10 protein-coding genes are annotated in these 14,669 nt (G+C 44.4%); 4 read left to right on the top strand and 6 right to left on the bottom strand.

Annotation, left to right across the window (positions count from 1 at the left end; all coding sequences use genetic code 11):
- Window positions 1-9 precede the first annotated feature (9 nt).
- The 5 genes from IGI41_RS03885 to IGI41_RS03865 form a co-directional block, all read right to left on the bottom strand.
- Window positions 10-891, bottom strand: coding sequence for an ABC transporter permease (locus tag IGI41_RS03885; RefSeq protein WP_430612720.1), 882 nt, complete (start codon window positions 889-891; stop codon window positions 10-12).
- Between the two features lie 242 nt (window positions 892-1,133).
- Window positions 1,134-2,519, bottom strand: a complete 1,386-nt coding sequence (locus IGI41_RS03880; RefSeq protein ID WP_430611409.1) for a glycoside hydrolase family 1 protein — start codon at window positions 2,517-2,519, stop codon at window positions 1,134-1,136.
- A complete protein-coding gene (locus IGI41_RS03875) occupies window positions 2,516-3,385 on the bottom strand; it encodes an ROK family protein (RefSeq protein ID WP_430611408.1) in 870 nt (289 codons plus the stop codon). Before IGI41_RS03875 ends, IGI41_RS03880 begins: the two co-directional genes overlap by 4 nt.
- Before the next feature lie 3 nt (window positions 3,386-3,388).
- Window positions 3,389-6,070 carry an alpha-mannosidase gene (locus IGI41_RS03870; RefSeq protein WP_430611407.1) on the bottom strand — a complete coding sequence of 894 codons (2,682 nt, stop codon included), beginning with the start codon at window positions 6,068-6,070 and terminating at the stop codon, window positions 3,389-3,391.
- A gap of 67 nt (window positions 6,071-6,137) precedes the next feature.
- The gene (locus IGI41_RS03865; protein WP_430611406.1) at window positions 6,138-7,427 is read right to left on the bottom strand and encodes a glycoside hydrolase family 125 protein; all 1,290 of its coding nucleotides are present in this window, start codon (window positions 7,425-7,427) and stop codon (window positions 6,138-6,140) included.
- Window positions 7,428-7,584: 157 nt separating this feature from the next.
- Between IGI41_RS03865 and IGI41_RS03860 the strand changes: the two genes are divergently transcribed.
- Complete coding sequence (locus IGI41_RS03860; RefSeq protein WP_430611405.1) at window positions 7,585-8,646, top strand: GntR family transcriptional regulator; 1,062 nt, start codon at window positions 7,585-7,587, stop codon at window positions 8,644-8,646.
- A gap of 5 nt (window positions 8,647-8,651) precedes the next feature.
- Window positions 8,652-10,796, top strand: coding sequence for a GH92 family glycosyl hydrolase (locus IGI41_RS03855; protein ID WP_430611404.1), 2,145 nt, complete (start codon window positions 8,652-8,654; stop codon window positions 10,794-10,796).
- Between the two features lie 51 nt (window positions 10,797-10,847).
- Here IGI41_RS03855 and IGI41_RS03850 read toward each other — a convergent pair whose 3' ends face one another.
- Window positions 10,848-11,648, bottom strand: coding sequence for an HAD-IIB family hydrolase (locus tag IGI41_RS03850; protein ID WP_430611403.1), 801 nt, complete (start codon window positions 11,646-11,648; stop codon window positions 10,848-10,850).
- 159 nt (window positions 11,649-11,807) lie between these two features.
- Here IGI41_RS03850 and IGI41_RS03845 point away from each other — a divergent pair, with 159 nt between their 5' ends.
- Both IGI41_RS03845 and IGI41_RS03840 read left to right on the top strand, forming a co-directional pair.
- Window positions 11,808-13,646, top strand: a complete 1,839-nt coding sequence (locus IGI41_RS03845) for an FAD/NAD(P)-binding protein (protein WP_430611402.1) — start codon at window positions 11,808-11,810, stop codon at window positions 13,644-13,646.
- A gap of 82 nt (window positions 13,647-13,728) precedes the next feature.
- Window positions 13,729-14,667, top strand: coding sequence for an AAA family ATPase (locus IGI41_RS03840; RefSeq protein ID WP_430611401.1), 939 nt, complete (start codon window positions 13,729-13,731; stop codon window positions 14,665-14,667).
- Window positions 14,668-14,669 lie beyond the last annotated feature (2 nt).

Below are 14,669 nucleotides of genomic sequence, written 5' to 3'. Positions count from 1 at the left end.
TCCACCCTCCTAAAATAATGCTGAATCTGGTTCTAATTTACGGACAACCAAATTTGCAAAAAGCAACAGTAATGCACCGACAACTGATTGATACAATCCAGCTGCAGCCGTCATCCCAAAGTCACCAGTAGCCGTTAATCCGTTATAGATATACGTGTCTAATACAGTTGTCACTTGGTACAAAGCACCAGAATTTCGTGGTACTTGATAGAACAATCCGAAGTCGGCTCTGAAAATACCACCGATATTCAAAATCAACAATACTGAAATCATTGGCAACAATTGCGGCAAGGTCACGTTTTTGATCTGTTGCCATTTATTGGCCCCATCGACCATGGCTGCTTCATAGTAAGATTGATCGATTCCGACCACTGATGCATAGTAGATGATACTGTTGTATCCCAAACTTTTCCAAACATTCATAAAGACAAAGATAAATGGCCACCATTTTGGATCTGCGTACCAGTTAATACTCTGACCACCCATATTATTGATCCACTGATTGATGATTCCCTTGTCTGGACTTAAAAAGGCGTAGACGAAATAAGAAATAACTACCCATGAGAGGAAATAAGGCAATAAAGACATCGTGTGATAGACTTTGACCAATTTTTTATTGCGCAATTCACTCATAATAATGGCGAAAGCAATGGCAAAAAAGAGATTGAATGCCAGAAAGACAATATTATAAAGCAAGGTATTTTTAGTGATCAGCCACGCATCATTCGAGGCAAATAAAAATTTAAAATTATCGAAGCCCACCCATGGGCTCTCTTTCAGACTGGCAAAAAAGCCATCTGGTGAAATATGGAAGTCTTTAAAGGCCACCACATTCGCTAATACTGGTATGTAGAAAAAAAAGATAAACCAAATCACGCCTGGAATCGCCATCAATATCAGCGCTTTATATTGCCAGACATTTTTCAAAAAGCCCTTTTTCTTCACGTTTCATCATCTCCTTCTGGTATAAGAATAACGCTTTCATCGAAGGAAATGAATGAACAAACTAAAGGTAAAATGAAACAAATTAAAGGTTTTTTTGCAGATTTTTTGCATTTTTTGTGCACACCCATCAAAAAGCCCCTCAAGTACTTGTTTACATGTACTTGCGGGGCTTGATTATTTAGCGCTTGTCATGAGAAACCGTTCTCTCGAATCACTTCTTTGAACCAATAGCCAGAACGTTTGATGGTTCGTTGTTGGGTGTCTAAATCAATGGAAATAAAGCCATATCGATTTTTAAAGGCATTCAACCAAGACCAATTGTCCGTTGCTGCCCACATATGGTAGCCCAAACAGTGGCAACCTTCTTCAATGGCTTGATGGACATACGCCAAATGATCTTTGATAAACTGGATGCGGTAATCGTCTTCGATGATCCCCGCTTCATTTTTAAAACGGCCTTCATTTTCCACGCCCATCCCATTTTCTGATATGAAACAGGGAATGTTGTCGTAGTTGTCACGAAGATTGATCAAGGTATCATAAATCCCTTTTTCATAGATTTCCCAGCCACGATAAGGGTTGATTTTTTTGTCTGGCCAGTCATAGACATCAAAATAATCTTCCGGCATTGGGTGCTGACCATTTTTGGGTGATTGCTTTTGCTGCACCCGACGCGGTTGATAGTAATTGACGCCTAGCAGATCGACTGTATTGGTGCGAATCACTGCTAAATCGGTTTCTGTGGTATTTGGACGCATCCCTAAATCATCGATGATCTCCACCAGTTCTTGCGGGAACGTCCCCTTGACGGCGGGATCTAAAAAAGATCGGTTAAAAAAGGCATCGGCGATCACAGCAGCTTCTTGATCAGCCGGGTTTTGCGGATCTTTCGGATAGGTGGGCGTCAGATTCAAAATAATACCAATCTTGCCAGTACATGCGGATCGGCGAAACTTCTGGATTGCGCGCGCACTGGCTAAAGCTTCATGATAGCCTACTTGAACAGCCATCGACAAGTCGACGACTGCCGGATAATGTTGTTGATACAAATACCCCATTTCAACCGGTACGATTGGCTCATTTTGGGTAAACCAATGGCTGACTTTCTCACCGAATAAGTCAAAGCAGACTTGGGCATATTCAGCAAAAGCCGTGACCGTTTCCCGATTGAGCCAGCCCCCTTGATTTTGCAATGCCATAGGCATATCAAAATGATAGAGATTGACAAAGGGTTGGATTCCTCGTGCCAACAGCTCATCGAAATAGCGATGATAAAAAGCAACCGCTTCTTGATCGACTGCGCCTCGGCCTTCTGGTATCAAACGACTCCATTGAATCGATGTCCGAAAAGAATTAAAGCCGATTTCTTCCATACATTGCAAGTCTTCTTGATAGTGGGTCATCACTTGGGTGGTTTGTCCAGGCCCTTGTCCTTGATAAAACTTCTCAGGATTGGTCTTAAACCAATGATCCCAAATCGATGCACCTTTGCTGTCATTTGGCGAACGCCCTTCCGTTTGCGGTCCGCTGGCGGCTGCGCCCCACCAAAAGTCCGTTGGAAAATGATGGGTCATTTTTGTGCCACCTTTTCTTGCGCCAGCAATAAACAACCTGTGATGCCACTTTGATTTGGCAAAGCCCAAGTAGTGATATACTCATTCACTGGCGGCGTTTCCATGTAGCCGGCCATTTGTTGCACAAAGGCCTCTTGAATTTTGGCCAATAAATGCGGTTGATTCATGACACCGCCACCTAAGATGATTTTCTCTGGCGCCAGGGTCAATGTGATATTGACCAATGCTTGACCAATATAGTATGCCTGCAGATCCCAAATCGGATGATCCTCACGTAGATCCTGTCCTTTGATCCCCGTCCGCCCTTCTAGAGATGGGCCTGCGGCAAGTCCCTCTAAACAATCATGATGATAGGGACAAGTACCTGGATAGGTATCGTCTGGATGCCGTTTGACAAATGTATGGCCAATTTCTGGATGGCCGATGCCTTGGAATAATTCACCATCACGAACCACGCCAGCACCGATCCCGGTTCCAACTGTCATATAGACACAACTACTTTTGCCTTTAGCTGCACCCAAGCGCAATTCGCCATATGCAGCTGCATTGACATCTGTCGTCCAGATGATTTCAGTATCCGGCCATTGATTTTTTAACGCGCCGACAACATCCATATGTTGCCAACCAGCTTTGGGCGTTGCCAAAATATGACCATATGTGGATTGGTGCGGGTCGATCCCGATTGGCCCAAATGAGCCGACACCAACAGCCCTCATGGGATAGGGTGCAAAAAAAGCAAAGATTGCAGCTAACGTTTCTGCTGGTGAGGTCGTTGGAATCGAGGTTTGATCAATCACAGTCATCGATTCATCTGCGACGGCACAAATCATTTTTGTGCCGCCCGCTTCAATACCGCCAATATACATGCTTTAATCCTCCTTTAAGCCAATAGTGCGAATCTCATATGGTTTGATCACATCAGCGGGCATCATGTCGATCGTTTCTTCTAATAAATTGAGTATTGCTTGTTTGGTATTGTCTTTTTGGACTGTAAATGCCGTTTCTTGATCCGCCATATTATACCCTCTTAAGACGATTTGATCTTGATAGTGGCTGCGTTTCAACGCCGTGATCGCTGTCGTTTCGCCTTTAGCATTGAGATATTGTGCAGTAGCCTGCATCGTTCCTTTTTGATGCGTCACTTGAGCAGTCGTCCATGGGATTTGCGCAGCTTGTGCTTGTTTATAGGTTTCGTACCGTTCTTCTGGTGCACCATGGAAAGCAATGCCATAGTCAAAGGTGTGCTCTCCTAAACATTGTGCTTCTGGTGTTGGGAAATACCCCCAATCTCCTAGTTCTCCTGTACAACGCAACAATGTTAAGCAAATCGTATCATCAACGATCTCATATTCGTTCAACCCAAAGTTTGACACGGTCACCCCTTTTTGCCCATCGTGCAGGTTGACAAAGGCATGTTGATGTTGTGGGTTGGTCGGGTTTTCCCAGTGGCTGGAGACTTTATTTGGTCGTTTGACCACTTCATAAATACTATCCGCTTCATGGAAGTCAACATTGATGCCGGTTGGGAATAAAGCTCTTAAGCGATGATCTTTGCTTTGGTTGTTGACGGTTGTTTGAAACGCCACCCGGCGACTATCCCGTTCTAAACGTACTTGCGTCGTAAGCGTAAATGGTACCAAATCTTGATTGCGCTTGGCTTTACGGAAACGAAAGTCAACGACTGCTTTTTGTTCTTCCGCTAGTTGTTCATCTGCTGCCGATGGAATCATCATTGTTTGGCTGATTTCCACTACACCTACAAGGTCATTGTTTTCGATGACTTTGATTTGGTGTGGGAAAGTCGTAGATAAAATGGCTTGATCCCCTTCTGGCTGCTTGAAAATATATTCGTTGGCAATATCACCGACATTTTCAAAGACCAGCAGATTTTCAAAAGTATCCCCTGTCTGATGATCAGTCACGGCTAAACTGCCATTATCGGCAATATTGACAGTTACATGGTCATTGACCAATTGACGGCCATTTTCTTTGACAATGGTCTGTTCTGAAGAAGATGCTGCATCTGTTTCCACCAATGCCAAGGTTTGCCACGAGAATTCCGCCATGTCTTTCACCGCTACTTGAACAGTCACAAAACGTTTCATAAATGGTATCCGGAAGGCATCTTTAGGTAGTTCGTAATCAAAAAGGACTTCTTCTTCACTGATTAGGGCTTCAACTTGATGCCCGTTCGCATCGATCACCTGATAACTGCCTTTTGGTGCTTGTTTCAACTCATGGTAAAGCTTGCTTGGCAAACCTTCTTTAAAGGTCTTGCGTGCCAACTCGACCGTCACCGAAACCAAACCTGAACGCGCGGTGCCTGCCGTATTGAAGATAACAAACGGACGGCTTGCTTCTGGAAAACGTGTGGTATCGATAGCTGCCGTTAAATGACGCAAGGCTTCTTCTGCTACGTATTTGCCGATTTCATTGGCTTTTTCAAAGCGTGGCATCATCTCACGATGGACTTCATCAACAGAACATCCGCAGATACTGTCGTGGGGATGGTTTTGCATCAGTGTCTTCCAGCCAAAATCCAAGATATCATGAGGGTATGTTTGTGTCAGATCATAGGCCATCGTCGCCAAAGGTTCCGCGACATTTTCCAACTGACGAGAAACCCGTGTATTCCATTGTTTTAAATAGACTCTCGCTGATGCCGTATTGGCTAGCGTATACCAGCCATCGGTTTCTTGACTGGTCAATTCACCGGTGATCGTACCTAGGTCAGCTGGCAGGTCTTCTTGAACCGCTGCCAAATATTCTGTAAAGCTGGCATGTTTAAATTCATACTCTGGATATAATTCATTGGCTAAACGAATTGCAGCTGTGATATCTTTTTGCACCGGTTGATGATCGACACCGTTCATCATCAAATAATGATTGGTGGCACCAAATTTTTCTACATCTGCCAGTTTTTGATCCCAAAAGGCTTTGGCTGCTGTTTTTTCCGCAGGAATCTCATTGCCATTTGAATACCAGTTCGCAAATAACAAGCCAAAGATCCGGCTGCCGTCTGGTCCTTCCCAATGCATTTCAGAATACTGAGATGTGAATTGATCATCTGGCAAGACCTCATTATCAAAGCCGATCGGTTTGACGCCACGCCCAAAAGCAGCACTTTCTAAATTGGCTTGCAGCATCATTTGCGGCGTTTGCCCCATATTGCCAAAGGTATCTGGGAAGTAGCCTAACATGACTGGCGTCCCCCATTTTTTACTTTCTGCCATCCCGATCAACATATTGCGGGTATTTGATTCCGCACTGATCAAGAAATCATCTTGCAAGATATAAAAAGGACCGATTTGCAGCTTCCCTTGTTGAATCGCTTTTTGGATCAATGCTCTTTTTTCTGGGCGTACTTCTAAATAGTCGTCTAGAATAATCGTTTGGCCATCTAAATGGAAGCTATGAAATTCAGGATCCGTTTCAATCAATTCTAAGAGATCATCCATCAATTCAACCAAACGCATATGGTGTTGTTCATAGGGCATGTACCATTCTCGATCCCAATGACTGTGGGATATGATATAGACTTGTTTTTTCATCGTTACGCTCCTTGCATAATTTGTATTGTCGTGTCGCTCGCTCATGTTTGATTGACTTATACTTGTCTTATTTTTCCACTCGAATATCGAAGTAGTCCATCACCAATTCACAAAACATCATATTGGCCCATGAGAACCATTCTCTGGTGTATTGGTTTGGATCATCGACATCAAAGCCTTCGTGCATCAGATTGGTATCGGCATCTGTAGCCACTAATTGATCAAGGATACGTTTTTTCTCAGACTTATCGTCAGTCGTCATCCCTTCCATGGCCATCGCGATCGGCCAGACATAGTTTTCTGGTGTATGAGAACTCCCGATGCCTTTCGCATATTTGCCTTCATAGAAGTAAGGATTTTCTGGACTTAAGAGCGTTTTTCGCGTTGCCAGATACATTGGGTCATTGATGGCACCATAACCAAGATAAGGGCCTGCAATCAGATTCGGCACATTGCTGTCATCCATGATCGATGCTTGGCCAAATCCATCCACTTCGTAGGCATAAATTGTTTCTCCAGCTTGGTTGGTGGTCGTTCCGTAGTGATCGATACCCGTCTGAATCTCCGTTTGCAATGTTTTGGCTTGTGCTACAATTGCGTCATCATTCAAAACGCTTGAGAATAATTCTTGAATATAGCCCAAAATCACAACAGCAAACATATTCGATGGTACCAAATAGCCATACTTGCATGCGTCATCACTTGGGCGGAAGCCTGACCAAGTCATGCCCGTCGGCTTAACTGGTGTGCCTTTGCCATCGTGGGTCAATGTATCTTCTTTGCGCCAAGTATCTCGTTCAAAACGGTAAGGAGATGCATCGTGGTTTTGTTCCGTTTGAAAGACCGTTAAGACTTTCTTGATACCGCTGACAAAATCATCGTTGAATTGATCCGTCCGGCCAGTATTTTTGTATAAAAGATAGGCAAGTTGCACGGGATAACACAATGAATCGATCTCGTATTTGCGCTCCCAGATCCAGTCATTCATTTCGGTATGATCCTCTTGATGGCCCGCACCATTGGCTGTTTCATTAAAAGCATTGGCGTAAGGATCGATATTGATATAGAAAAATTGTTTTTTGACCAAGCCGCTGATCATCGCTGCCAAATCTTCATCTTCTTTGGCTATTACTAAGTATGGTCGCACTTGCGCGGTTGAATCCCGCAACCACATCGCAGGAATATCACCTGTCAATAAGAATGTCGTACCGTCTTCATGACGTTTGACTGTTGTTAATAGCGTGTTGGCAAAAGCAGCATTGAAGTTTTTCGCCCAAGCGGCATGTTCTTCTCCGCATTTTTCAGTAATCGTTTCCATAAATGTTGCCACAGAATTTGGTATTTGTTTGTAAACCATGAGGTCACCTTCCTAAATTTGATATATCATTTAACGAGTTCAGTATAACCATGTTTACACTGGATGTCTAGCTAAAATCAACAAAAATTAAAGGGTTTTCATTTTTGCTGTTTTGTGCTATTCTGTTGAATATGATATATCAAAAAGGAGCAAACGTATGAAAGAGCCTTTATATAAGCAAATTTATGATGCGTTGCATGATGCGATTTTGACCGGCACACTGGCTCCCGGCAGTCGGGTGCCAACCGAAAAAGAGTTGTCTGAGCAGTACCAAGTCAGTCGGATCACATCCAAACGGGCATTAACTGAGCTTGAGCAGAACCAGTTGATTTATCGTGTCCAAGGCAGTGGCAGCTTTGTCCGCCAACAACCCAAACGCGAGACAACCGGAAAAATTTTATTTGTTTTGCCTTTTGCCAATGACCTCTCTTTAGGGAACTTTACAGAAGGCATTTATCCAGTCATGCAGGAATATGGCTATGAATTGTTGATGACCCCTGCCGATTACTTAGAAAAAACGACTGCCCAAGATTTGATGCAAGAATTTGACGGCATGATTTACTATGCCAGCAACACCAGTTCCTATTATGACTTGTTGTTTACTTGTCAACAGAATGATTTTCCCGTTGTCACGTTAGATAAACAGTTGCATGACTTCCCTTTTCCGGCAATACTGCCAGATAACTTTGAAGGGGGGCAACTAGCAACCGCTCATTTGATTGAACTTGGCCATTCGCGCATCGCGTATATTTTTGGCGATCGCCACCATCCACAGTCGGTGCGGAAACGTTACTTGGGTTATGTCGATGCACTACAGCAATCGGCGGGTTTTATCACAAAGTTGGATGATACCCATGCTGTACTGAGTGAAGCACTCTCTTATATCCGTGACCATCAGATCACAGCTGCTGTCTGTGAAAATGACTTGGTCGCTATCGAATTGATGCGGTGTTTGCGACAAAACCAACAAGAAGTACCAGCCGATTTTTCGCTGATTGGTTTCGATAATATCCAAGCAGCGGCATTGGTTGATCCAGCTTTGACTACCATTGGGCAAAACTTTGCGGAAATGGGCCGCTTGGCAGGTCTAAAGGTTATCGAGAAAATCAATCAAAGCGATCCTGCAGATCCTGCAAATACACACGTTTCAACAGAACCTGCCGCACAGCTTGTGGCGGTATCTTTGATCATAAGAGAATCAACCAAACCAAAGGAGTGACTGAAGTGAACGTTTCAATGATCGATACAAGACATGGCACTGACAATCAATATAGTTTTTCTCATGGCAATTGTTTGCCTTATACTGGTGTGCCGTTTGGGATGAATTTCTTTGCCCCGCAAACCAGCAATCAACGTGGTAGCTGGTGGTTTCATCCAGAAGACCGCACCTTCCAAGGTTTTCGAATCACCCACCAACCAAGTCCTTGGATGGGTGACTTTAGCCATATGACTTTGCTGCCATTGAATGGTGCTGTTAGTGAGCCGAGTCTGTTTCATGCCCAAAGTTCCTACCGACCAGAAGAAAGCACCTTCAACCCAGCTTACTTAAAAATCAAAACGCAGCGATATCAATCAACAGCTACATTGATTCCAAGCATGTACGGCGGCATGCTGGCCATCGACCAATGTGGTGCCGATCCTGGGTTGGGATTGTCTTTTCCAGGAGAATATACTGTTAAACAAATCGATGATCACACCTTAGCCGCTACACTGATCATCTTTTCCGGTTGCGAAGATGAACGCTTTACTTTCCATTTTGTGTGTCGGTTTGCCAGCTCGATCGTTGCATTAGAAGGCAACCTACAAGGGGAAGAAGGGTTTGTGATTGCCCGCTTCGCCGATGAAGTGCAAGAAAGTATCCATTTTGCCACGTCCTTTTTAAGTGAGGATCAAGCCTTGCTGAATTTACAACGGGAAGCCAATTGGACCTTGCCAGACTTTAAAGCCGCTGCAACTGAGCAATGGAATGATTACTTATCACGCATCGAATTGACTCACCACGATCAAGCACAAGTCAGCACCTTTTATCATAATTTTTATCGCTTGTTCTTGTTTCCGCAAACCTTCTATGAAATCGATAAAGATGGACGCAAGATGCATTGGGATACGTTGGCAAAAACGAGCAAACCGGGCCCGCTTTACACAAATAACGGTTTTTGGGATACTTACAAAACCGTTTATCCATTGTTCTCGTTGATTGCTGTTGAGAAGTTGGAAGACATGTTGGAAGGCTTTTTGAACAGCTATCGAGAAAGCGGCTTTCTGCCTAAATGGTTGTCGCCAGATGAACGGGGACTGATGCCTGGTACTTTGATCGATGCAGTCATTGCTGATGCCGCAGTCAAAGGTATTCGCCCTGACTTAATGCCTGAATTGCTGACTGCGATGAAAAAAGCCGCTACCCAGCAAAGTGATAACAGCAATTACGGTCGGCAAGGAACCCTTGACTATTTAAAATATGGCTACGTGCCCCTTGATTACCATGAATCAGTCAACCACACTTTAGATTATTGTTACAGTGATTTTTGTATTAGCCAAGTTGGCAAGCAGCTTGATGATACGGAAACCGCTCATTATCAAGCCCAAAGCCGCAACTACCAGCATATTTTTGATCCGGAAACTGGCTTTATGCGGGCGAAGGACAAAGACGGGCACTTCCGACCAGATTTCAATGACCATCGTTGGGGGAAAGACTATGCAGAAGGCAGCGCTTGGCAAAGTAGTTTTGCTGTCTATCATGACTTTGCCGGCTTGATCGATGCCCATGGCGGTAAAGCAAAATTTGAGGAAAAATTGATTGATTTATGTAACCAAGCGCCTGCTTACACTACGGAAGGCTATGGCTTTGAGATCCATGAAATGAGTGAAATGGCTGCCATCGACTTTGGCCAATTAGCCATTTCCAATCAGCCTAGTTTCCATTATCCATACCTATTCAGCTACATCGGCAAACCAGAAATGGCGCAACCTTTGATCAAACAATTATTGACACAATGCTTCAACGACACACCTAAAGGATTCCCAGGTGATGAAGACAACGGTAGTATGGCGGGCTGGTATCTCTTCAATGCCCTCGGATTTTATCCAGTCACACCAGGGACGGGTGAATATGTGATTGGTATGCCATTGTTTGATCAAGCAACGATCAAATTATCTTCTGGCAAAACATTGACGATCCAAAGTACACCAAATAAACCGCAACAATTATTTGTCGATGCTGTGGCATTAAATGGCACCTCCGTAGAGAAATTATTCTTTACCCATCAAGAATTGATTGCTGGCGGAACCATCGATTTCAAATTGGGGATCGTTCCTCGCAGCCGCGAATGGGCAGCGGATGCTTATCCATTCAGTCTAAGCAACACTTGATAAAAAGCAGAAACAGCAGAAACCATCAGTCAGAGGTTTCTGCTGTTTCATTTATTGTTGCAGATCTAAAAATAAATCGATTGTTTGCAGCACACCATTTTCATCATTTGATTTTGTCACAAACTGCGCTGCAGCTTTGACTTGGTCAAAGGCATTGCGCATCGCAAAACTATACCGTCCTGCTGCCATCAATTCCAGATCATTTAATCCGTCTCCAAATACCATGGTCTCTTCTGGTGCGACGTGCAGCATTTCTTGTAAGCGGGCCACTGTCGTTCCTTTATGAACACCTTGATTGGTGATATCGATCCAAGCTGCTTCCGATGCTACGATATACGCTTTGCTCCTAAAACGATCTAGCTGGCTGACGTGTTCAAAACAGCGCAGCTTCGGATCGTACACTGTGATTTTCACAAAATCATCTGTGATGTCTTTATAGGCAGCAACCGTTTCCAAAATCCGATAAGAACCGCGAACCCGTGCAGCATCCCCTTCATTGACTGATTCATGGATATACGCTGCTGTCGGCGTGCAAGCAATAATGACATGATCATTGGCGATTTGCCCCAATCTTTCGATGATCTCTAATCCTAACCGATTCGGCAACAACGATTCATAGACATATTCGCCTTGATGTTTGATGCGGGTTGCACTATCCCCCAGAATCCAAACATCCTCTGCAGCTGTTTGGAACAATTCTTCCACCCGCTCGCACTGTTTTCCTGTACATGCTGCAAAAGACATACCGGCAGCTTTCATTTTTTGACTGACTTGTTGATAATAGGCATAATCAAAACTTCCCTCACTATTTAAAAACGTACCATCTAAATCTGTAATCACTAATTTGATCATTCTCCAAATCCTCTCTGCAGCTTCCACTTCATTGATATACTTTAAGCATACTTTTTCTACATCCAACGGTCAAGGAAGCTTGTCCATCCTTCTTTACTTTGACGCTCCCCCTCGCTATACTTAACGCAATCACGTTAAAAAGAATGGTGGTGTCTTACCTTGCAAATCGTCATTATCGGGGCCGGCCCTCGGGGATTGTCTCTCTGCGAGCGGCTGATTGCCCATGGAAAAAAACAACAGATGGCCTCTTCGATCCTTTTGATCGACCCTTATCTTCCTGGGGCTGTTTGGCGTACCGGCCAAAATCAAGACTTGCTGATCAATTCAGTCACAAGTCAGGTGACCCTTTTTACAGATGATACCTTAACAAGTGGTGGACCTGTGGTGAAAGGACCGACCCTTTATGAATGGGCAATCACAAGTGGAAAAGCATTTGCCCAACAACACGCGCCGTGGTTGTTGGCATCATTTGACACTATCGATCCTGATGGCCATTGTTCGCGCGCGCTCTACGGATTGTACCAGCAATGGTTTTATCATCAATTAGCAAAACACTGCCCTTCTTTCATTGAACTGACCTATGTCCAAGCTGAGGTATTATCCGTCACAAAAGAAACAGCGGGTTATTGTGTCAAAACAGCGGATAATGCTTGGCCAGCAGACCAAGTCGTTTTGGCAACCGGACATAGTGCCGCTCGCTTATCTGTACTAGAGGCTGAGCTAGCGGCGTTCGCACAACAAAATCAACTATTTTATACACCGCCAGCGAATGCAGCAGATGTTGATTTCACAAAAGTTGCAGCCCAGAAACCATTGATTTTGCGCGGGTTGGGTTTGGCTTTCTTTGATTATGTGACCTTACTGACAACAGGGCGGGGTGGACAATTTCTTGAAGTAAACGGCCAGTACCGCTATCGACCATCCGGTCAAGAGCCATTGATCATTGCCGGTTCTCATCGCGGTGTACCCTATCATCCACGAGGAAAAAACCAAAAGCGCCCTACGCAGCAACGGCAGCCGCACTTTTTGACGGAACATAGAATCGCAGCATGGCTCAACAATAAACAGGCAGCAGCAGAAATCGTCTTTTATTATTTGGCTAAAGAAGTCGAATTGGTTTACTACCAACAGTATCTCAGCACCGTGATGCATCGAGCATCAGCAGAGGTACACGCCTTTACAGATGCCTTTATCCAACAGGATGGGCAGCTATCTGTTGTCCATGATTTTGCCATCCCAACCACTGCTGAATGGGATTGGTCCTTCTTCAAACAGCCATTTACCAAAAAGTCTTCTGAACAATCCCCGCAAGATTTTTTGCTTGATTACTTAAAATGGGACTTAGAGGAAGCGTCATTGGGTAATTTGTCTGGGCCAGTCAGCAGTGCTTTAGAAGTATTGAAAGATCTGCGAGAACCATTGCGGGTGATTTTGGCGAATCATTTGCTCTCGTCACAAGATTTGAAAGAACTATTTTGGCAGTCATTTGTACCACTAAATAGTTTTTTATCCATTGGTCCCCCTTTGCAACGGACACGAGAACTGATTGCCTTGATAGAGGCTGGGATCGTGACGTTACTGGGACCTGAAATGACCGTTGAAACAAGCGATGTTTTCGTCACTTATTCCAAACAATTTCCAGAGAAGCGCTTTCGCGCAACACAAATGATGGAAGCTAGAATTCCCACAACAGCTGTGGAAGCCACTGCCAACCCATTGATCAGCAACTTGCTGACGCAACGGTTGATACATCCGCATCTTTTACACATGCACGATACCGCAGATTTCCATACTGGCGCCATCGCAATTGATCCGCTTACCAACCTTTGTTTGGATCAACAGGGTCGACCGCAAGAAGGACTCTATTGCTTTGGCATTCCGACTGAAGGCATCCATTGGCTGACTGCCGCAACGGCGCAGCCTGGCACTGATGCTTGGAACTTGCGGCAAGCGGATCAAATGGCTGCACATATCTACATGAATGATCACCTCAAATGAATCGATCATTCTCTTGCAAGAAAATTGCGTAAGCTTTTGAAAACCGATACAATAAAAGAAAAGCCTGCAAGGAGGTTGTTCTATGACCGCTGAATTACAAAAAATCAATGCCTTGATCGCTGAAGTCGAAAAGGTGATTCTGGGCAAGCATGATGTTATCCAGTTGACCGTGGCCGCTTTACTGGCTGGCGGACACGTTTTATTTGAAGACATTCCCGGTGTTGGTAAAACGATGCTGGTCAAATCATTGGCCAAAGCGATCCAAAGTGATTACAAACGGGTCCAATTTACACCGGATCTATTGCCGAATGATATTCTGGGTGTGTCTATTTTCAATGCCCAAAGCCAACAATTTGAATTTCGGCCGGGGCCGATTTTCACCTCTGTTTTACTTGCAGATGAGATCAACCGTACGACACCTAGAACCCAAGCCTCCTTGTTAGAAGCCATGTCTGAGAATCATGTGACCATCGACAATCAAACGTATCCGCTTAGTCCGCATTTTTTTGTGCTGGCGACACAAAATCCCAATGAATATGAAGGAACCTATCCATTACCAGAAGCCCAATTGGACCGCTTTTTGTTTCGGCTGCATATCGGGTATCCAGATTTCCAAGATGAATTGGACCTCTTGACCGGCCAACGCCAACAAAGTTTAGATCAAATCCAAACGATTTTACATGCCGAAGAACTAACAACACTCAAATCCTTAGTAAATGATGTCTACGTCGATGAACAAGTGGCGCGATATGCCTTGCAACTGGTGCAAGCTAGCCGTCAACATAATGGCATTGAATTGGGCATCAGTCCTCGTGGAGGGATCGCATTTTTGAAAGGCGCGAAAGCCTTGGCACTGACTGAAGGTCGTACGTATGTGACACCGCAAGATTTGCAGCGGATATTGCCGGCCGTTTTTGGGCATCGTTTGTTGGTCAAAGGCGGGATCCATGCCAATGACGAAACATTGGCCGAGCTGATGAAACAAATGATTCAACGGGTACCCGTTCCAACGAGGAAATGATT

This window comes from Enterococcus sp. DIV0876, assembly GCF_050529585.1.
Taxonomy (GTDB): Bacteria; Bacillota; Bacilli; order Lactobacillales; family Enterococcaceae; genus Enterococcus_D.
Note: the sequence above shows the minus strand (reverse complement) of the source record. Positions and strands in the feature narration are given on the sequence as shown.